General features: G+C 70.5%; 11 protein-coding genes. 4 read left to right on the top strand and 7 right to left on the bottom strand.

The window, feature by feature from the left end; translation table 11 throughout:
• Positions 1–51: 51 nt before the first annotated feature.
• Positions 52–1,833, top strand: a complete 1,782-nt coding sequence (locus tag M4D54_RS04350) for a ParB/RepB/Spo0J family partition protein (protein ID WP_193864997.1) — start codon at positions 52–54, stop codon at positions 1,831–1,833.
• A 2,411-nt stretch (positions 1,834–4,244) separates the two neighbouring features.
• Here the strand turns inward: M4D54_RS04350 and M4D54_RS04355 are convergent.
• The 6 genes from M4D54_RS04355 to M4D54_RS04380 form a co-directional block, all read right to left on the bottom strand.
• Positions 4,245–4,595 carry a hypothetical protein gene (locus M4D54_RS04355; protein ID WP_193864998.1) on the bottom strand — a complete coding sequence of 117 codons (351 nt, stop codon included), beginning with the start codon at positions 4,593–4,595 and terminating at the stop codon, positions 4,245–4,247.
• A gap of 292 nt (positions 4,596–4,887) precedes the next feature.
• The gene (gene trxB / locus M4D54_RS04360) at positions 4,888–6,060 is read right to left on the bottom strand and encodes a thioredoxin-disulfide reductase (RefSeq protein WP_193864999.1); all 1,173 of its coding nucleotides are present in this window, start codon (positions 6,058–6,060) and stop codon (positions 4,888–4,890) included.
• Positions 6,061–6,117: 57 nt separating this feature from the next.
• The gene (locus M4D54_RS04365; RefSeq protein ID WP_259890427.1) at positions 6,118–6,600 is read right to left on the bottom strand and encodes a hypothetical protein; all 483 of its coding nucleotides are present in this window, start codon (positions 6,598–6,600) and stop codon (positions 6,118–6,120) included.
• A gap of 44 nt (positions 6,601–6,644) precedes the next feature.
• Positions 6,645–9,206 carry a hypothetical protein gene (locus tag M4D54_RS04370; protein ID WP_259890429.1) on the bottom strand — a complete coding sequence of 854 codons (2,562 nt, stop codon included), beginning with the start codon at positions 9,204–9,206 and terminating at the stop codon, positions 6,645–6,647.
• 54 nt (positions 9,207–9,260) lie between these two features.
• Entirely contained in the window at positions 9,261–10,988 is a 1,728-nt protein-coding gene (murJ, locus tag M4D54_RS04375) for a murein biosynthesis integral membrane protein MurJ (protein ID WP_259890431.1), read from the bottom strand.
• Positions 10,985–13,405: a DUF6049 family protein gene (locus M4D54_RS04380; RefSeq protein ID WP_259890436.1), complete on the bottom strand. Its 2,421-nt coding sequence runs from the start codon at positions 13,403–13,405 to the stop codon at positions 10,985–10,987. Before M4D54_RS04380 ends, murJ begins: the two co-directional genes overlap by 4 nt.
• 239 nt (positions 13,406–13,644) lie before the next feature.
• On the opposite strand from M4D54_RS04380, the gene M4D54_RS04385 reads away from it, so the two are divergent.
• Both M4D54_RS04385 and M4D54_RS04390 read left to right on the top strand, forming a co-directional pair.
• Complete coding sequence (locus M4D54_RS04385; RefSeq protein ID WP_259890443.1) at positions 13,645–15,060, top strand: CCA tRNA nucleotidyltransferase; 1,416 nt, start codon at positions 13,645–13,647, stop codon at positions 15,058–15,060.
• 208 nt (positions 15,061–15,268) lie between these two features.
• Complete coding sequence (locus tag M4D54_RS04390) at positions 15,269–18,007, top strand: transglycosylase domain-containing protein (RefSeq protein ID WP_311199677.1); 2,739 nt, start codon at positions 15,269–15,271, stop codon at positions 18,005–18,007.
• Positions 18,008–18,070: 63 nt separating this feature from the next.
• Here M4D54_RS04390 and M4D54_RS04395 read toward each other — a convergent pair whose 3' ends face one another.
• A complete protein-coding gene (locus M4D54_RS04395) occupies positions 18,071–19,129 on the bottom strand; it encodes a hypothetical protein (protein ID WP_259890437.1) in 1,059 nt (352 codons plus the stop codon).
• A gap of 426 nt (positions 19,130–19,555) precedes the next feature.
• Here M4D54_RS04395 and M4D54_RS04400 point away from each other — a divergent pair.
• A partial coding sequence (locus tag M4D54_RS04400) for a catalase (protein WP_259890438.1) occupies positions 19,556–21,752 on the top strand: 2,197 nt, incomplete at its 3' end.

The following is a 21,752-nucleotide window of genomic DNA, read 5'->3' on the forward strand; positions in this document are numbered from 1 at the left end:
GGAACGGTTCCCCTGCTCTCGGTGGACGACCCACCCGGAAGGACGACGCACATGACGCAGAAGCGCGGACTCGGTCGAGGCCTCGGCGCACTGATCCCGGGCGCCGGCACCGCACCTGCACCCGGCCAGGATCTGCGCACCCGTTCGCACCCGCGCACCTCGCCGGAGGCCGGGGAGAAGGGCTCCTCGACCAGGCCGGTGGACATGTTCTTCTCCGGTGAACCGGTGCACTCGGACTCCGACCGGCCCCAGCGCGAACGCGCAGCCAAGCAGGATCTCGCCGGAGACATGGCGCGCGCCGCCGCGGAGCGCCGCGGGCGCGGCGCCGGAGGTACGGCGACCAGCAGGAGCACCTCGTCACCCGCGCGAAGGACCCGCACCGCGAAATCCTCCCCCGCGGGCGCATCCGCTGGGTCAGGTGCCACCGAGTCCGAGTCCTCCAAGGACGGATCCTCGAGGCAGGGAACCGCCACGAAGAGTGCGTCGAAGGCGGGGACGTCGAAAGGGGGGGCATCGAAGGCGGGGACCTCCAAGGCCGGTGCATCGAAGTCCCGCCGTGACACCACGTCCACTGCTGGACAGAAGGGCACCTCCTCGTCCCGGGCCACGACGTCCACCACGACGAAGCCCGGTCGTTCCACCTCCCCCAAGCCCGCCGATCCCGCAGGCACGCAGCAGGCGCCCGCTGCAGAAGCGCCCTCGGAGGAGACTCCTGCAGTGGCGAGCCCCTCCGCTGCGACCGAACCTGCGCAGTCCGGCTCCGCCGATGCCGCACCGGTCGAGGCTTCTGCACCGGTCGCTCCCTCCCCGATCGCTGCCGCGCCGGTGGAGGAGGATTCCACCGTGTCCGAGACTCCTGGCGAGAGCCCCGCGGTCGACGTCGAGGAGGTCCAGAGCACCCCGGTGTCCGTGCCGCGGGACACGAGCTCGGTGACCGAGACCGCGGAGCCCGATACCGCATCCAAGGACGATGAGGACGCGGACCTGGTGCCCGTGCCGGGCGCGGAGTTCGCCGAGGTCCCGATCCATGAGATCCGCGAGAACCCGCGCAACCCCCGCACCATGTTCGACGAGGATGAGCTCGACGAGCTCGCCGAGTCGCTCCAGCAGGTCGGTGTGCTGCAGCCCGTGGTGGTGCGGCCGATCTCCGTCACGGAGGATGGTGAGTCCTTCGAGCTGGTCATGGGCGAGCGCCGTTGGCGTGCAGCTCGGCGTGCCGGCCTTGATCGGATCCCGGCGATCATCCGTGAGACCAGGGACGACGACCTCCTGCGCGATGCGCTGCTGGAGAATCTGCACCGATCCCAGCTGAACCCGCTGGAGGAAGCGGCTGCATATCAGCAGCTGCTGGAGGACTTCGGCTGCACCCAGGAGGAGCTGGCTGAGCGGATCGGCCGGTCGCGCCCTCAGATCACCAACACTCTTCGCCTGATGCGCTTGCCCGCTCTTGTGCAGCGACGACTCGCCAGCGGAGCGATCAGCGCTGGCCACGCACGAGCTCTCCTCTCCCTGGATGACCCGTCCCTGATGGAGGAGCTCGCCCAGCGCATCGTGCAGGAGGGCCTCTCGGTGCGTGCGGTGGAACGCCTGGTGACCCGCGGTGCACAGCCCACGGTCACTCGGACCCCGCGACGCAGCACCTACGATCCCCACGTCGTGGACATCACCAGCCGGCTCTCCAATCGTCTGGAGGCTCCCGTTCGCATCGACGTGGGCAAGCGCAAGGGAAAGATCACGCTGGAGTTCTCCAACATCGAGGATCTCGAGCGTCTGGTGGAACGCATCGGGCTGGAGCTGCCGGCCCAGTTCCACGGGAACGACCAGCGGGTCTGAACGGCACCCTGTGTACGGCGCGGGGCAACTCGGCGCCTGGACATCGCACAGAGCCGGGCTCCGGCATAGGGGTGGGTTCCGCGACCCGGTGCAAGAGTATGCAGTCCACTGCATAAGCGTGCAGCCTCGGCGGTGTCGCTCCTCCTCAGCGGCGGACGGGTCACGCATTTCTGGTGTGGTTGTGACACGCACGTGCCCGTTGAGCCCAAGAGCACTGCGAGACCGCATCCACGTGCATACGCCGACGCATCGTGCCCCTGCTGAATCCACCATTGTGCACAGACGTGTGGATGAGACGCGTTTCCGCTGGTGATCGCTCGGTTGTCCTGCTCCGGTGACGGCCCTGAATCACGTGCTAGCGGTACCTTTTGGGGTCGGTGAGATGATGCGGACGTTCGCTGCGTTGTTCCACGTGAATCAGGGTTAGCGTGAGGCTGGGCGCTACTGCGGGAACGGTTTCACGTGGATCATCGCTCGTCATCTCCTCGCGCGGGCTCGCCAAGTCGTCACGCGGCTTGCTTGCGGGCGGCTACGCGGACGACGCAGAGGTTCCACGGGAAACGTCAGATTTCGTGTAACGGCGAAGTAAGTGCGTGCGACTCGTACAGCGCCGTATAGATTTGCCGTGTAGAAAGCGGTGCGCCCCGTGGACGAGGGACATCCGGAGAATTACAACCGCGGGGCCTCTCCTCGCCCCGCAAGGGGCCGACACCATGTTTCACGTGTAACCCGTGTTGCCGGGCATTCGAGTTGATTCCCCGTGACTGGGGCTGCACCGCATGACGCGTTGCATGTGGAACGCGGACGGGCTGCCAGGTCAAGCGGGATTGATCCGGCCAGCACTCGTCAGGCGCACAGCCGAGGCCGCTGGGCTCACTTGCGGGGTGGGATCGTGCGGGCTCTCCCGAGGTCGAGGGCCGGAGCCATCCCGCGCACGGGGTGGCCCGGGGCGGCCGCCACGAACCTGGCTACGAGCCGCGCATGAGATTCACGTGAAACGCAACGATGAAACACAACTTGCCATCTCCCCGTCGGCGGCGTTGTCAGCTGTAACGGCACGATGCTCTAGTTTCCCGTGAAACAGCCGCACAGTCCGGGCCGTGGTGGATGGAGCGTGCGGAGCAAGGTGTCTTTGATGTGCGGCCGCGGATGGACGCCTCTCATTACGGTAGCCCCGAGCGTCGCGCGTCCTCCTAGCGGCACACCCCGCCTGCCGGAGCCAGTGCTATGCGCAGCGGGGCCAGGTAGGCCGAAGCTCACCGCGGTCCACGCAACGTGCCGGGCAGTTTCACGTGAAGCTACCAAAAAGGGTGCTATCGGCGATGCTTGGATCCCGTTCCCATCTGGACGCACGGCGTCACCACCCAGCACGTGAGCTGGTTGCACGTGAAACTCTCACCCGCGGTTCATGCGGGCAGCGATACGGTCGCGTCAAGAGAAGCGGCAATAATCGGACGGATCCAGTGTGGCGCCGAGCTCTTGGGGCGTTCCATGTGAAACGGAGTTCTCGCAGTACCGAGACTGCGGCGCCGAGTGGGCTTCGGTTGTGCGGAGAACTCGCCTAGCGTCGCGCCTGGTAGCCGATCCACAATGACAGCGTCGTCTAGGGAGCACAGAGGTCACTCGATCGATCACGACGATGGGCGCCGTATGTTCCATGTGAAACGACGGCCTTGCCGAGCGAAGCATCCCGTTTCACATGGAACACAACCTCTGACCGCCAGGTGATGGCTGCTGGGCGGTGCAGGCCACACCGTCACGACTCAATTCACGGGGGGCTGTTCAATTAGGAACCCTCCAGTGGGTCTACCCGTTCGCCGTGAAACCGGCAGAATCGTTCGGACAGAGCACCCCACCGCGGGCTTCGCCGACAGAGGACCCTCTACTATCCGGCCGCAGACGGCGGCGTTTCACGCGGAACATAGAGCTGCCCACAGCTGCATGAGGCCGCCGTTGATGAATGACCGGGCGGGCTGCAGCGACGCGAGCGCCCGCCAGCGCACCGGCGAAGTCGACAGCAATCATCACTGGGAACAGCCAGCGGAGCGGTACAGCCATGTTCCTCGTGGAGCCGGGCCATGAGGGAGGAGGGCCACTCAATCCGCGACTTTGCACACTGTGAGTAGGTGTGTGGACAATCCCCCTCGGTCGATCTTTGTTCCGGACCAGGCTGTGCACGCCAGGCCCAGGCCCCTTACCCTGGGTGGCCTGCGGGAATGAGCAAAACTGCAGGTCAGACGCTACTTTGTACACGTGAGTAGAGATGATTCACGACCTCGACCTTGTCCACATTTTCCTGTGGATGACCTTGTGGACTGATGTGCCGCTGTGTGTGGACAACTGTGTGCACACCATGGTGCACGGCGAGTTCGTGCATGTCAGCGGTAGGAGTACGGGATGACTTGACAGGATCAGTCGAGACCCGCATCCACGCTGCCGAACCGCACGTCGACCTCGTGCTTGGGGAGGGCACCGTCGTGACGCTTGGTGATGGACCACTCCCCGCGAAGTCGCACCGGCGTGCCATCCGGAAAGGCACCGCGCAGGTCGGCGATGAGCGGGTGAGGTGGGTCTGCGTCCGCAGGTACGCCGGACCCGGCGGGCACGCTGTGCTCCTTGCCGACGCGCAGTGGAGTCCTTGGCGACACGGGGGTAGAGCCGGGCCCCGGTGCGGCAACGGTTCCCGGCGCCAGTCGCAGCCAGACCGGAAGCACGTCGATCACCAGCTGATCGAGCACCTCATCGGACGGGTCCTCGATCATGACCGCATGCACAGACGGCCCCCACCGTCGGCCCAGCTCACGAAGCACCGTGGGTGCCGGTCGGCACGGACCGCACCACGATGCGGTCACCAGCACCACGGCAGGACGGTCCCCGCTCAGGTCAGTCGGCTGCTCCGGATCAGCGAGCAGCTCCAGGTCAGTCGGCTGGTCTGGGTGCACCGGGTGCTCCACGTCAGCCGACCGGTCCTTCCGCGAAGGCCTCCCCGCCCCTGGCATGGAGGGGCTGCTCATGAGAAGGAGCCCAGGTCGGTTCGGATCGGTGCCGCGCCGATCACTCCGCTGCGGGCAGTGTCGTCGACGCGTCGGACTCCGTCCCCGGCGTGACGGGGGTGAGCTGGGCCTCCGGTGCGGAGGGCTCCGTCGGCACCTCGTCGGCGGCGGCCTCGCGGGGGCTTGCCTCCCCGGCGAAAGCCAGCGCTGCCTGGTCGGTGAGCCAGCGCTCCGCGTCCAGCGCGGCCTGGCAGCCGGATCCCGCGGCAGTGATGGCCTGCCGGTAGGTGTGGTCGACCACGTCGCCGGCAGCGAAGACTCCTGGAACGGACGTGTAGGTGGAGCGGTCCTTGCACACGATGTATCCCTGCGCATCCAGTTCGAGCTTCCCGCGCAGCAGCTCGGTGCGCGGCACGTGCCCGATGGCCTCGAACACGGCGCCGGTGGGAAGGGTGCGCTCCTCCCCGGTCTCCACGTCCCGCAGGGTCACCGATTCCACCTTGTCCTCACCGTTGATGCTCACCACCTGGCTGTTCCAGGCGAAGCGCAGCTTGGGATCGGCCTCGGCGCGCCGGGCCATGATCTTGGAGGCCCGCAGCTCGTCCCGGCGGTGCACCAGGGTCACGTTGGTGGCGTAGCGGGTGAGGAACGTGGCCTCCTCCACGGCGCTGTCGCCACCGCCGACCACCACGATGTCCTGGTCCTTGAAGAAGAAGCCGTCGCAGGTGGCGCACCAGCTGACGCCCTTGCCCGAGAGCCGCTCCTCGCCCTCCACACCGAGCTCGCGGTAGGCGGAACCGGTGGCGATGATGAGGGCCTTCGCGCGGTGCACGGTGCCGTCATCGAGAGTGACTGTCTTGATCTCACCCTCCAGCTGGAGGTCCACCGCGTCCTCGAACAGGATCTCAGCGCCGAACCGCTCGGCCTGCTCCTGCATCTGCGCCATCAGCTCGGGCCCTTGCACGCCCCCGGGGAAGCCGGGGAAGTTCTCCACGTCAGTGGTGGTCATCAGCGCGCCGCCGGCGTCGAGAGCGCCCGCGATCACCACGGGCTTCATCTCGGCGCGGGCCGCGTACACGGCGGCCGTGTAGCCGGCAGGGCCGGAGCCGACGATGACCACATCGTGCACGGGGGCGTCGCTGTGATCGGGGGCCGCCTGCTGCGTCTCGGGCTCGGCGGTGGCGCCCAGAGGGGTCGTGCCGAGGATGTTCAGGGCCTGGATGGGCTGGTTCACGGGTGGGTTCCTTCCATGGGGTACGGGGAGTTCGGGGTGCGGGTCACCGGAGCGACCTCAGACGCTGCCGACCATGACCTGGCCGGTCCACAGCAGGTTCGCGGCGGGATCGGCGTCCTGGACCGATCCGCACTGGGGCAGCACCACGGTCGCCGAGACGATGCCGCCGGTGGAGCGCAGCGTCTCGCGGTCCCCGGGACCGTGCACCAGCAGCCAGCCGGGTGTCTCCTCGGCGCCCCATGCCACCTCCTCCATGATCAGCACGGAATCGGGAATGTTCTGCTCACGCAGGCACTGCGCGGCGTCGAAGCTCGCCATGGGCAGGATGGCTCCGCTGTCGATCAGGCGCTGCACCTCGGTCCCGAGGGTCATCTCCGTGATAACGGGGAGACCCGACTCGTTCTTCCCGGGGACAGCCGCTCCCTCCACCGAGGAGGACCCGGTGCGGACCCGGCTGGTGGTGCCGCTGTCGAGCGCCGCAGAGAGCTGCAGCCCCAGCAGCAGGGCGATCAGGGCCAGGGACAGCGGGATCCCGGTCACGGAGCGGGACCGCGCGGGCAACCTGCTGCGCCGCGAGTGCGCCATCACTCGACCCGCAGTTCGGCGATGCGGCCGCGGAAGCCGTCACGATTGCTGTCCGGTGGCAGTTCGGGGAACCACAGCGCCACCTGCTGGGCCTCGATCGGCTCCGGAGGTGCCAGCCGCGCCTCGCCGTCACCGGCGAACTGGCCGGTGGCGAGCACGTCCCCCAGGGAGCCGTCCTCACCCACGGCGCGCAGCTCGATCACCCCACCGCTGTTGCGCGCGGTGGTGGCCACGACCGCTGTGAGCGTGGAGGGCTCCCCGAGATCCAGGCGCAGCCCCGCGCCGTCCTTGAGGTTGCCGTACTGCGGGTTCGTGTAGATCTGTGTGGACCAGAAGGTGCCGGGATCACCGTCGGTGATGCGCTCGGTCTGGTCGGCGTTGTCCGGTGCACGGTCCGAGCCCAGCGTGAACACCTCGACGCCGCGCAGAGTGGCCGGCGGGGCCGGCGGCTCCTCCTCGGTGGGCTCCTCCTCCGCGGGCTCCTCGCCCCCGCCGTCGCTGACCGGGGCCCCCGCCGACGCCTCGGGGGGATCGGTGTTGAGAGGATTCGTGACCCGGTCGCGAAGCCCGGAGGTGATGGTGGACAGGGCCAGCACCATCGCCACGATCACCAGCAGCACGCCGCCCAGCAGGATCCACTGCGAGATCCGGGAACGCTGCTCGGCCGGCAGCGGCCCCATGGTGTACGCGTCGGGGTCGTCCGAGTCCACAGCCACGTTGACCACGTCGCGCAGCAGGGCCGCCCGTCCGATCGGCACCGTGGCGTCCAGGTCGGTGCCCTCGAGCGAGGAGCGGTCACGCCCGCGCACCACGATCGGCCCGGTCGGCCCGGTCGGCTCGGACGGCGCGACCGGTGCCATGGCAGCCGTCTGCTCCGGGGACGACGGGGTGGCAGCGTCCTCGGCGGGCTGTCCGACGACGCCCGGGGTAAGCGCAGCCTGCGAGGGCGTGCGGGACCCGTCCGCCCAGTCCTCGGCCAGCGGCTGGGAAGGATCGCTCGACGGCTGGGCAGGACCGTCCTCGCGGCGCGGGGCCAGCGGCCACAGGGTGCCGGAGCGACGCGCCGGCAGCGGCGAGGAGCCCGCGCTGCTGCTGCTCGCCCCAGCAGCAGCACCGGCGGCAGCGGCACCAGCAGCAGCGACACCGGCAGCAGCGACACCGGTAGCGCCGCGACCGGCGCCCCGATCCGGAGCGTCGACGTCGGCAGCGGCAGGGCCGGGAGTCCGGTCCTCCGAGCGCCCGGACTCTGAGTCGCGCATGGCGCCCGAGTGGCGCGCAGCGTCGGAGCCCAGCGCGTCCTGCGACGCCTGCGCGGTCTCCGGTCGACGCGGCAGGGTGATGTCGAGGTGCCCGGGGAAAGCGGCGTCATCGCGCTTCTGGTCCAGGCGAAGGTCCCTGATCAGCGACTGAGCCTGCTGGGAGTGGGCGGTGATGTGCGGCGTCGGCGTGGCCGGGTCCTCCGACGCGGCGGGATCGCCGTCGCCGCCCGCCCCGGTGGAGGCGACCGAGGGACGGGGGTCCTCGGCCGCGCTGTGCTCGCCCAGGCGCGCGGTCGCGCCCGCCCCTGCCACTGCACCGGCCGCGCCGGCAGTCGCACCGGCCCCGGCCGAGCCTGCGAGAGCTGCAGCTTCGGCGGCGGTGGCTCCTTGATCGGAGACGGCATCCCCCTGCTCAGGAGCAGCGGGATCGGGCGCCTCCTTGCCGGGAGCAGGGGCCGCCTGCCCATCCCTGCCAGGGGCGCTCTCCTCGTTCCGCTCGTACGCCTCGAGCGTGACCGGGATCGACTGCCACGGCTCCAACTCGGCGATCAGATCCCGGCTGGTCTCGGGGATGACCTCGGCGGCTTCGTTCAGCACCAGATCGCACAGCAGGTCGAGATCGGCGGGCACAGGGTGCTGTGCGATCTGCGAGGGGCGGGGGACGGGGCCCGCCCCGCTGCGGTGCGGGTTGCGACCCGCCAGTGCCCGGTACAGCAGGGCCACCAGAGCCCGGGTGTCCTGGAAGGAGGCAATGGCTCCCGAACGGTCCAGTCCCGCATGTGACGCGGCCTCCACCCCCACGCCCAGGATCGTGACCTGGCCGGATGTTGTGTCCACGAAGACGCGGTTGGAGTCCAGGAACTGGTGGCGCACCCCGCGGCGGCGGGCCGTCTCCACCCCCCGGGCGGCCTCCCCGATGATCGCGCGTGCCGTCTCGGGGTGCAGGCTGCGGCCGCGCAGCAGGGCCGCCAGCGGTGGGGCCGCCGGCAAGGGGTACTCGACCACGGTCAGCGGCTGCGGATCAGCGCCCGAGGCGTCGGCCCCGTCCTCCCGCGGATCGTCCAGGACCATGACGTCCCGCACCGGGATCAGTCGGGGATCCTCCACCAGGTAGGCGCGGCGCGCGGCGTCGGCCGTCTCCAGCGCTGCTGTCCCGTGGACCACGAACAGGGCCACCCTCTCCCCGGTGGCCACCGAACGAGCACGCTGCCAGGAGGCGTTCTCGGCCACCCCGGACAAGGGGATCGTCCCCTCCAGGGTCCACCGGGAGCGCAGCGCGTCCTGATGCGGGATGGTGTTCACCGACCGTCCTTCTCTCGTCCGACGGGCCCGTGCCTGCCCGAAGCGTCCCCCATGCTACGAGGTGGACCTGGCACGCCGGAGAACGCGCCGCTGCACGATCCCGATCAGCCACCGCACCTCATCCACGCGCAGCAGCCAGGTGAGGCCCAGGAACACACCGCTCATCACTGCACCGATCAGACTGCCCAGCACGATCGCCCACACGCGGTGCGACCAGATCAGGCCCTCCGTCAGCTGCACCAGGCCGGTACCCAGGAGCCAGGCCACCACCCCCGCCGCCAGCAGCTTCGCGAGCACGACGGCGCCCTTGCGGATCCCGGGCGGCTCCACACCCAGTCGGGCGGCCTGCCTGCGCAGCATCAGCAGGCCCACGGCCCAGGCCGCCAGGTTGCCGAGACTGGTGGTACCCGCCGCGGCCATCGCCGCCCAGCGCGGATCCACCACCGTGAGGATCACCGGAACCGACAGCAGGGTGATGGCGGCGATCGGGATCTGCATCAGGAACGGGGTGCGCGCGTCCTCGTAGGCATAGAACAGCCGCTTGATCAGGTACAGCGAGGCGAAGGGCACCAGGCCCAGCATGTATGCCACCAGCACGGTGCCGTTGGCGCGGGCCCCGATCACCCCGGTGCCGCCGCCGATCACCCACATGATCGGCCCGGACAGCGCCACGAACACCGCGGTGCACAGCACCATCGGCACGGCGAGGAGGCGGTTGGTCTCCGCGTAGCGCGTCAGCGCGCCGCCGTGGTCGCCATTGGCCGCGTACCGGGAGATGGCGGGGAACGTCGCCGTGACCAGGGTGACCGCGATGATCCCCTGCGGGATCATGAACGCCATGTACGCCCACTCCATGGTGAGCAGTGCCGGGTACCGTGCCGCCGCTTCCGGCTGGCCCCTCAGCAGCTCGGAGGCGCGCACCGCCCCGTTGGTGGCCCAGCGGGACGCCCAGATGCCCAGCTGTCCCAGCCCCAGCATCCCCAGGGTCCACAGGCCGATCCGGCTCAGCTTGCCCAGGCCCAGGCCGCGGAAGCCCCAGCGGGGACGCAGGTGCAGGTCCAGCTTCTTGACGTACCAGAACAGGAACAGCACCTGTGCGGCCGATCCGCCCACGTTGATCGCTGCCATCGCGGCCACCATCGGCATGGTCCACAGCTCCGCCTCGGCGACGGTGCCCCAGATGCCCAGGAAGATGCCGGCTCCCGCGATGCCCACCAGGTTGTTCAGCACCGGCGCCCACTGGTACGGGCCGAAGGAGTCGTGGGCGTTCAGCAGCTGTCCGCACATCACGTACAGGGCGGAGAAGAAGATCTGCGGCATCATCCACAGGCCCAGCTGGATGGCCAGGGCGTAGGTCACGGGGGGCAGCACACCGCTGGTGAGAACCAGCAGCAGCGGCACCGCCACCATGCACACCGCGGTGATGGCCAGGGCGAACGTGGCCACCAGGGTCATCAGGCGCGAGATGTAGTCGCTGCCCCGATCGGGCCGTTTGACCGCGCGCACGATCGCAGGCACCAGGATGGCGTTCAGGGTGCCGCCGCCCACCAGGATCCAGATCGTGTTGGGCAGGGTGTTGGCGGCGCTGAACGCATTGGCGGCGGCCGTCATGGAACCGCCCAGGATCATGCCGAACAGGAAGTTCCTCACGAAGCCCAGCACGCGCGAGACGATCGAGCCGGAGGCCATCAGCACACTGGCGCGCATCAGGGCGGACCGGCTGGAGGGGACGCCCGGTCGGCGGTGTCGGGGCACGTGCACCGCCCTCAGCTCGCGGGTCATGCTCGGTCCTCCTGGGTTTCGGTACGGTCGTCGGGCTCCGGGCTCGGCTCGGCTGGGCCCCCGCCCGGGGCCGGGCTCGGCTCAGCTGGACCGCCGCTCGGCGCCGGGCTCGCGGGCTCCGAGAGGCGTGCGGGCCGGGACAGCCCGCTGCGGGAGAGCTCCACCGGGTCCTCCGGCACGTGCACGCCGGGCGCTCGAGTGGTGGCGCCCGTGCGGCGGGCACGGGTCACACCCACCACCACCAGGATGCCCATGGCGATCACCAGCAGCAGGGTGGTCCAGTTCTCCCAGGCGGGGTTGACGGTGAGGGGCACCTCCACCGGCTCGGTGAGCGGTCGGCCGTCCACGGTGGTGACGCCCACGGTGAGCTGCACTGTGCCGTTGGCGATCGCCTCCACAGGCACCGCGATGTCGGCCTGCCCGTGGGCGGGGATCGTCACCTCCGGCTGCTCCTCGCTGATCCGCACCAGCGGACGGTCCGAGCTGAGCGAGGTGCGCACCGTGAGGGGGGTGTCCAGGTCGTTGCTGAGGGTGATCGGCACACCGGCGGAGTCGGAGATCAGGTTGTAGCCCGAGGCGGGCTGCACGCGGATCCCGCCCAGTAGGGCGTCCACGGCATTGCCTGTCTCCCGCGCTCGCTCCGCGGGGGCCCCGCTCATGCCGCGCCACCCCACCGAGGTCCCGGACAGCGCCATCAGCCGGGGCCCGTCCAGGGCGGCATCGTCCTGCATCGCCGTTCCCAGCCGGTCCAGCCGCTCCCAGGAGCCGGCGAGGTCCTCGAGGACGGCGCGACTGGTCAGAGGGAGCGGCTCTGCCCGCGGGAGTGCGGTGTAGGTGCCGATCTCGTCCGGTCCGGTGGGCTGGACCTGCTGCGGCGCGACCTCACCCAGGGTCAGCATGGCCCCGCTCTCGTCCTGGGTCTGGGTGGTCCACTCCCCGGTCTGCACGGCATCCATCAGATCCGCGGTGCGGCCGGGCCGGATCCACGGCGCCTCGGCGAGAGTGTCCAGCACCGATCCGGCCGCCTGGGCGTCCAGAGCGGTGCCGGGGTCGGGGGCGATCAGCAGGTGCCTCGGTGCGGTGGTGAACTCCGAGGCGATGGTGGCTGTCTCGGCCAGCAGCCGCTGACGGGTCTGCTCTGCGTCCGTCGTGCCCGTGAGCAGGGAGAACTCGGCCGAGAGCACCGGATCGGGAGCGAGCACCGTGCGGGGGCCCGCCTCCGTGGCGTAGCTGCCCACGGAGCTCGGGGTCACCGGCGCGCTCGGGTCCGTGCGCAGGGAGGACGAGGGGACGATCAGGGTGGACGCCCCCGCCTCGGCCATCGCCTCCAGGGTCTCCGGCCGGGTCTGCTGCGCGGCCGCGGCCAGCGCATCGCCGTGCGGCTCGATCCCTGCCTCCTGCCAGGCCTGCTGACCGGCCTCCGTGACTGCGGCGGAGAGGGCGTCGGTGCCGGCCGCTTCCAGGGCCACGCGATCGGCATGCGCATAGGGCATGGCCAGCACGGTGCGCTCGCCCACGTTCTCCTGCAACGTGGCTGCCAGGGGCGCGGCCACCGGATGGGGCTCGTACGAGGGCACCGTCGGCGTCGGGGATGCCTCGCCATCGGCGGGATCAGCGGGGTCGGTCACCGGCGCACCGTCCTCGTCGGCGGTGTCGGCGGCCACCAGGGGCGGGTCCAGCAGCGCCGGGTCCATCCACCAGTCGACGTCCTCGCGCACCGCGAGGTCCACCAGGTCCGCCAACCGCCCCGATTCGGCCGTCTCGGCGAAGGCGTCCGGGGCGGTGATCGGCGCGGAGGGGTCCAGCGTGGCAACCGGCAGCAGCACGGACTGGGTGACGGCGTCCTGGGCACCGGCCGGCCGCCACACCACGAAGGTGTACAGGGAGGCCAGCGGCGTCCCTTCCGAGCTGAGGGTGAGGGAGATGCGGCGGGTGCCCCAGAAGTAGGGCTGGTCCTTGTAGCCCAGCTCCTCGCTGCTCGCGCTCACCTGGAGGGTGGCGGACTGCCCGGGGGCGAGATCCTGGCCCGGGGAGGAGCTGTCGACGGGGCCCCCGGTGGTGTCGACCTCGGTGCGGGCCTGCCATTCGGCGATCGTCCCCCGGTCGGTCACCCGCGCGCTGCGGGTGCGCAGGTCCAACTGCGGTGCGGTGATCGGGGAGGAGGAGGTGTTGGTCACGGTCACCCGCGCGGTCAGGGTGCCACCGGCGGCCAGGGCGGTCGGCGTGAGCGACTCCAGGTCCAGCACCGCGGGGGCGTCGGCTGCCGGTTCCGAGGGCGCTGCTGGCTGTGGGGAGACTCTGGTGAGGGCGAATGCCGACGGGGTGAGGGCGGCTGTGGCCAGCATCGGTGCGATCGCCAGCAGTGCCGCGAGCAGCGCCGCGAGCACGGGGCGCACGGGCAGCGGGGACGACGGCATGGGGACACCCTATGCGCCGACTACCGTAGAGGTCCCGCCGCCTCGCGCAGGTGCGGCAGCTAGTGCCTGCGCCGGAGGCGGCCTCCCGGTGACCACCCCAGGACAGGACGCTCGTGAACGATCCCTCCGCCCACCACGCAGGCCCCGAAGCCGTCGGCGGCGCCTCCGGTGCCGCCACCGCCGGGGCGTCCCCCGAGACGCCGACGCGGCTCGAGATCGCCCGCACCCGCGCGGCCGTCATGTTCCAGGCTCTCCCCGAGGAGGTCCATGAGCTGGGCCGGCTCTTCGAGCAGGCGGGTCACGAGCTGGCGCTGGTGGGCGGGCCCGTGCGCGATGCGGTCCTGGGGCGCTCCAGCGCCGACCTCGACTTCACCACCTCGGCACGCCCGGAGCAGACCGAGACGATCCTGCGCTCCTGGACGGGCGACGGTGCGATCTGGGACATGGGACGCCAGTTCGGCACTCTGGGCGGCGTGCGCGACGGGGTGAAGGTGGAGATCACCACCTACCGCACCGAGAGCTACGACCCCACCAGTCGCAAGCCCCAGGTGGCCTTCGGCGACACACTGGTCGGGGACCTCTCCCGCCGGGACTTCACCGTCAACGCGATGGCGGTGCGCATCCCCTCCCTGGAGCTGGTGGACCCCTTCGACGGTCTGGCCGACCTCGCCGCCCGCGTGCTGCGCACACCCGTGGCTCCCGAGCAGTCCTTCGACGACGATCCCCTGCGGATGATGCGGGCCGTGCGGTTCGTCTCCCAGCTGGGGTTCGTGCTCGAGGAGGCGACCGCAGCCGCGGTGCGCGCGCTCGCCGATCGCATCACCATCGTCTCTGCCGAGCGGGTGCGGGAGGAGCTGGTGCGGCTGATGCTCGGCGAGCACCCCCGTCGGGGCCTCGAGCTGCTGGTGGATCTGGGCCTGGCCGAGCACGTGCTGCCGGAGCTGCCGGCGATGCGCCTGGAGATCGACGAGCACCACCGCCACAAGGACGTCTACGAGCACTCCCTGACCGTGCTGGATCAGGCGATGGACCTGGAGAGCCCGGCGGGATCCGGTGGACCCTGCGAGGCGCCGGACCTGGTGCTGCGCCTGTCCGCCCTGCTGCACGACATCGGCAAGCCCGCCACCCGCCGCTACGAGGAGGGCGGCACGGTGACCTTCCGCTTCCACGAGACCGTGGGCGCGAAGATGGCCGCCAAGCGCATGAAGGCCCTCACCTTCGACAAGGACACCACCAAGAAGGTGGCACGCCTGGTCGAGCTGCATCTGCGCTTCCACGGCTACGCCGACTCCCCGTGGACGGATTCCGCGGTCCGGCGCTACGTCACCGACGCGGGGGACCTGCTGCAGCACCTGCACCGACTCACCCGGGCCGATGTCACCACCCGCAACCGCCGCAAGGCCCGCCACCTGGCCCGCGCCTACGACGAGCTCGAGCAGCGGATCGCGGACCTGGCCGAGCAGGAGGAGATCGGGAGGATCCGCCCCGATCTGGACGGCAACCGGATCATGGAGCTGCTGGGCGTGGGCCCGGGCCCCGAGGTCGGCGCCGCTTACCGGCACCTGCTGGACCTGCGCATGGAGCACGGCCCGCTGGGCGAGGAGCGCGCCGAGCAGGAGCTGCGCTCCTGGTGGGAGTCACGCGAGGAGGCCTGAAGGGTCCTGCAGCAGCGTGCAGGCGGTGCCCCCGGGTCACCCCCGTGCTCCGACGGGCCTGTGACGGAGACCGCAGGGAACGTGCACACCCTGTGACGGTGACCAACGGGTCGTTCCCTCCGGGTGGGGAGGGTGTCCATACTGAGAGGTCGCGCACCCGCGCCCTGCGGGGTGTGATCCCCGTACCCCAGAACGCCCAGGAGCAGCAATGAGCGAGTCTCGACGCTCGACCGGCGCCCGGCGCGCCGCCGGAGTCCGGCGCGCCACCGGTTCCGGCAAGCCCGGCAAGCGAGCCGCCGCCGGCAAGGCGTCGAGCTCCGGCGCCACCACCGGCTCCTCGGGGACCCGGGCGGCAGGTCGCACCTCCGTCGGCGCCCGCCATGCCCGCCCGGGTGCCGCCGCCGGCGGCGGGAAGCCAGCCGCCGCTGCTGCTGGCGGTGGCAGCGGCTCCGATCGCGGCGGCTCCGGCTCGGGCCGCGGATCGGGACCGACGGGTCCCGGTCGTGGAGGCTCCGGCAAGGGCGGCGGTTCCGGCAGGGCAGGGGGCTCGGGCAGGGGGCGCTCCGGTTCGGGTCGCGGCGGGCGCGGCAAGAAGGTCGCTGCCACCAACGTCCTGAACTACCCGCGCGCGGGTGCCAAGAACCCGTGGCGGTGGATCCCCTCGCTGCGCATGATCGTCGGTGCGATGGCGCTGTTCGTGATCGCCGGTCTGGGCTTCGCCGTGTGGCTGTACAACGACACCGAGGTGCCGGCGGTCGACGACATCGCCCTGGCCCAGACCTCCCGCGTGTACTTCGCCGACAACGAGACCGAGATGGGGCAGTTCAGCGAGATCAACCGCACCATCATCCCCAATGACGAGATCCCCGAGAACGTCAAGGACGCGGTGGTCGCCAGCGAGGACTCGAGCTTCTACGAGAACCGCGGCGTGTCCCCCCGCGGCATCGTGCGCGCCGTCATCAACAACCTCTCGGGCAACGCCCGTCAGGGCGGCTCGACGATCACGATGCAGTACGTGGAGCGGTACCACACCGGCACCCAGACCTCCTACGTGGGCAAGGCCAAGGAAGCGATCTTGGCCTTGAAGATCGACCAGGAGCTCAGCAAGGACGAGATCCTCTCGCGCTACCTCAACACCATCTACTTCGGTCGCGGCGCCTACGGCGTGCAGGAGGCCGCGCAGGCGTATTTCGACAAGGACGCAGCGGATCTCACCGACGAGGAGGCCGCACTGCTGGTCGCGGTGATCCCCGCCCCCTCGGCCTATGACCCGGCAGAGGATCCGGAGCGCGCCGAGCAGCTGTGGACCCGCGTGATCGAGCGACGTGTCAACGCCACCGGCGGTCTCAGCCCCGAGGAGGCCGACGCGATGGTGTTCCCCGAGACCATCCCTCCGGGGCGCACCAACGCGCTGGGTGGCACGAACGGCTACCTGCTGGACACGGTGCGCAACGAGATGCTCGCCCAGGGCATGACCGAGGACCAGCTCAACACCGGCGGTTTCAGGATCGTCTCCACCATCGATCCGCGGATGCAGGAGATCGCCGTCTCCGCGGTCGACGAGCTTCCCGATGACCGGCCCGAGCGCAACCGGGTGGGCACCCTGACCGTGGATCCCTCCACGGGGGCGATCCGCTCGATGTACGGCGGTCCCGACTTCGTGCAGCAGGCGCAGAACGACGCCACCCAGTCCCGCATGCAGGCCGGGTCCATCTTTAAGACCTTCACCCTGATCGCCGCCCTGGAGGACGGCTACCCGCTGCACTCCCGCTGGGACGGCAACGCCCCCAAGGAGTTCCCGCAGGTGGGCTGGACGGTCAACAACTTCAACGACCTCTCCTACGGCCGGGTCACCCTGGCGCGCGCCACCACCAACTCCATCAACACCGCCTATGCGGAGGTGAACCTGGAGATCGGTCCCGAGCGCACGCAGGAGACGGCGATCAAGCTGGGTCTGCCGGAGAACACCCCCGGCCTGGGCGCAGAACCCTCGAACGTGCTGGGCTCGGCCTCCCCCACGGTGCGGGAGATGGCGGAGGTGTACGCGACGGTGGCCGCGGGCGGCGTGCATCGCCCGTCCTACATCGTGCAGACGGTGCACGCGAGCGACGGCACGCTCGAGTACGAGCACGAGATCGACGAGCAGCGGGTGCTGGACGAGCAGGTGGCGATCAACGCGACCGTCGGCCTGCAGGGCCCGCCCACCCGCGGGTCGGCCCGCTCGCTGCAGGACGTCATGGGGGGTCGCCCGGTGGCCGGGAAGACCGGCACCTCGGAGTCGTTCCGGTCGGCCTGGTTCGTGGGCTTCACTCCGCAGCTGGTGACGGCCGTGGGCATGTTCCAGCCCTCCGAGGACGGCAGCGCCGAGGAGCCCCTCACGGGCTTCGGCGGGGTCGACAACATCACCGGCGGCAGCTTCCCCACCCAGATCTGGGGGTCCATCATGTCCCGCTCGCTGGAGGGTCAGGAGTTCCTCGACTTCCCCGAGGAGGTGCAGCTGGACAACCAGAAGCGGGTGCGCACCCAGGCCCCCGCACCGCCTCGCACGCAGCGCCCCGCACCCACCACGGAGGCCCCTGAGCCGGAGCCCACGTCGGAGAAGCCGACCACCGAGGAGCCCACGGAGGAGCCGACCACCGAGGAGCCCGCGGAGGAGCCCGAGCCCACCGAGGAGCCCGCGGAGGAGCCGACCACCGAGGAGCCCGAGCCCACTGAGGCGCCGGAGCCAACCACGGAGCCGGGCAACGGCGGCGGCCAGGGTGGAGGCGAGGGCAACGAAGGCAACCAGCGCCCCACCGAGGAGCCCACGGGCGAGGATCAGCAGGGCGGCGAGGATCAGCAGAGCGGCACCACGGGCCGTGGCGGGGGCGGCTCGGGCCGCGGCGGCGGTGACGCGGGCGCCGCCGGCCCTCCGGCCGGTGGCGGTCGCGACGACGGCTCCGCCTGACGCGCACCACGACCAACGGGCCCTGTGCTGGGTATCAGCGCGGGGCCCGTTCGTCGCCCTGGTTCAGTCCTGCAGTGCCTCGGGGCGCCGCTGGAGCTCGCGGCGGCCGTGGGTGAGGGTGCGCAGGTCCGTATCGTCGTCGAACGTGGCGCCCAGGCCACCGGCGACGACGCCCAGGGCGGCGCTCATCCAGGCGATGTCGAGGTAGCGGCCGAGATCCGCGGGCTGCTTGATGACCGATTCCATGTAGTCAGGATCGATCACCACCAGGCCGGCCAAGAAGATCAGCACCACCATGGTCACGTACAGGCCCAGCACGCACAGGAACAGGGTCAGCACGGTGGAGAGGTTGTAGTACAGGTGCACCGTGGTCGGGTCCTCGCGCTCGGCTCTCTCCCACAGGCCTCCGCTGACGATCAGCCACACCACCATCAGGGTCATCGCCAGCAGCCCGATCATCAGCAGTCGCGGTGTGGACAGCGCGGCGGACATCTCCCAGATGTTGCTGTAGAAGATGCCGAACGCGCCGGTGGCGCAGGCCGCGGCCAGGGCGCTGGAGAGCCTGGGGGCTGCCCTCCACGGCGCATTGGTGGCCACCATCCCGATGATGGTGCGCGGCACTCCGGTGATGGTGTGGGCCTTCAGCTGTGCCGTGGAGTGCTCGGTCGCCTCGGTCCACTCGTTCCAGGGCAGGGCGTACCGGTCGTGGTCCTCCGGCGTGCCGGTGCCGAGGATCCGCAGCACGCACGACATGAACACCGAGGTGAGCCTCTTCCTGCTGGACATGACGCCCACCACGGGGTACGCCACCGCCGCGGCATGCTGTTCGGGGAACACCTCGGCGATCAGCGGGATCCCGCCGGAGCGGCGCGGCATCTCGGTGAGCATCAGCACCGCGTCCACGTCCCGGTCGGCGCTGCGCACGGATCCGGGTGTGGACATCTCCAGGGTGTTGTGCTCGCTGATGCCCAGCATCTCCGGCTGCACCCGCACCGAGGCGGAGCAGAAGATGCGGGTCAGCTCCTCCTGGAGAGGCTCCTGGACGGACTGGGCGCCCAGGGTGCAGCGGCCCGGGTCGGCCAGGATCACCACGGTGATGCCGTGGCCTGCTCGGTTCTGCATCGCTTCTCCTGGGGAGTGAGGAGCGGGGTTCCCGTCACTGCGCGGGAGCCGCCGGTGGGGGCGGGTTCAGAGGGGCTGAGGTGCTCATCAGGGGTGACCCTATCCCGATGCTCAGCGATGCCAACCGTTTGAACCGGGCTTTCGCTTCTCCTTGCCAGAGGTGGGCACTCCCGGGAGGCTGCATTGGCACGGAAGGGATCCAGGTCACCTCCGCGGTGTCCGGTGGCCTACGTACGCAGTGCCCGGAGGCCGACGTCCCCGGTGACCGGGGGCGACCACCGATCGTGCTCCCGTCGGACCGGTCGGTATGCATTCGTGACCTGCGGTTTCATCCCTCCACCCGGCCGCGGTGCACCGCCGCGCGCGTAGCGTGTCAATGGCACGGTCCTGCGAGATCACACCGAGCCCTTCGAGGAGGGACCCGTCATGGCCAAGACCGACAAGAGCCCCACCCCCGCCCCCGGCACCCCCGCGCCTCAGCCCCCCGCGCTCGCCGAGCCCACCGAGCCCACGGACCCGCTGCCCCCCAAGGAGGACCAGCAGGGGATCCAGCCCCGCACCGCGACCGGCGCGGTGCCCTCGGACGACCCGGCCACCACCGCCCAGCAGGGCGCGTACCTCACCACCTCCCAGGGGGCGCGCCTGAGGGACACCGACCACTCGCTGAAGGCCGGCCGCCGCGGCCCGGTGCTGTTGCAGGACCACCACCTGCGCGAGAAGATCACCCACTTCGACCACGAGCGGATCCCCGAGCGCGTGGTGCACGCCCGCGGCGCCGCCGCCCACGGCGTGTTCGAGTCCTACGGCACCGCCGCGTCGATCACCCGCGCGGGCTTCCTCGCCAAGGGCGCGGTCACCGAGGTGTTCACCCGCTTCTCCACCGTGCTGGGGTCGCGCGGCTCCCTGGACACCGCCCGGGACACCCGCGGATTCGCCACCAAGTTCTACACACCCGAGGGCACCTTCGACCTGGTGGGCAACAACATCCCGGTGTTCTTCATCCAGGACGGCATCAAGTTCCCCGACGTGGTGCACGCCGCCAAGCCACACCCGGACCGGGAGATCCCGCAGGCCCAGAGCGCCCACGACACGTTCTGGGACTTCGTGTCCCTGCACTCCGAGGCCCAGGCGCACACCCTGTGGAACATGTCCGACCGCGGCATCCCGCGCTCCTACCGCATGATGGAGGGCTTCGGGATCCACACCTTCCGCCTCACCGATGCGGAGGGCAACGGCTCGCTGGCCAAGTTCCACTGGAAGCCGAAGCTGGGTGTGCACTCGCTGACCTGGGAGGAGGCGCAGCTGCTGGGCGGTGCCGATCCCGACTTCCACCGCCGGGACCTGGCCGACGCCATCGAGGCGGGAGCCCACCCCCAGTGGGAGCTGGGCATCCAGGTGTTCCCCGACAACGAGGAGCAGAGCTTCGAGGGCATCGACCTGCTGGACCCCACCAAGTTCGTGCCCGAGGAGCTGGCGCCCGTCCAGCCCGTCGGCCTGCTCACCCTGAACCGCAACCCCCGCAACTACTTCGCCGAGACCGAGCAGGTGGCCTTCAACCCCGGTCACCTGGTGCCCGGGATCGACGTCACCGACGACCCGCTGCTCCAGGTGCGGCTGTTCTCCTACGTGGACACGCAGATCACCCGCCTGGGCGGCCCGAACTTCGCCCAGCTGCCGATCAACCGCGCTCACGCGCCGGTCAACGACATGCTGCGCGACGGGTACGGCCAGCAGGGCGACCCGGCAGGGGTGGCTCCTTATCGCCCGAACTCGCTGGACGGCGGATGCCCGTTCATGGCCAGCGCCGATGACGCCGCCTTCACCGATCTGCCCGTGCAGGTCACCGAAGGGGTCAAGGAGCGGGCGCTGTCGGCCACCTTCGAGGACCACTACAGCCAGGCGCGGCTGTTCTGGCGCAGCATGACGGAGATCGAGCAGGACCACATCGTCGACGCGTACTCCTTCGAGCTGGGCAAGTGCTACGAGCAGACCATCAAGGAGCGCCAGCTGCAGTGCCTGGCCGAGATCGACCGGGAGCTGTGCTCACGGGTCGCCGAGGCGCTTGGCCTGCCGGCCCCCGAGCCCACCGGGGAGCATGCCGGCGAGGACGGCGTGGAGACCAGCGAGGCCCTCTCTCAGCTGGGCCGCACCTGGCCCGCGGACGGCCGGACGATCGGCATCGTGGTGGATCCGGGGGAGGACAACAAGGACCTGCTGGCCCTCCACGAGGCCGTCGTGAAGGCCTCCATGACCCCCGTGGTGATCGCGCCGCGCGGTGGGGAGGTGGCCGGTGTGCCCGTGAGCCGCACCTTCGCCACCGCCCGTTCCGTGGAGTTCGACGCCCTGCTGATCGCGGGCAGCCCCGCTCCCGGCGCCGACGCGTGGCCGTCAGTGGACACCAAGGGCGGCGCACCTGCGGGCGACGGTGCGGACCCGCGCCTGGGCCTGATGGTGGAGGAGTGCTACCGCCACGCCAAGGCCATCGGTGCCTGGGGTCGCGGTCGCGAGCTGCTGGCCACCCGCACCCCGGAGGGTGCGCCCGGTGTCGTGGCGGGCGAGGACGGCGCCTCGGTGCTTGCCCAGGTGCAGGAGCTGCTGGGCTCGCACCGGGTGTGGGAGCGGT

It is taken from the genome of Brachybacterium sp. p3-SID1565, assembly GCF_025143785.1.
In the GTDB taxonomy this organism is placed as follows: Bacteria; Actinomycetota; Actinomycetes; order Actinomycetales; family Dermabacteraceae; genus Brachybacterium; species Brachybacterium epidermidis.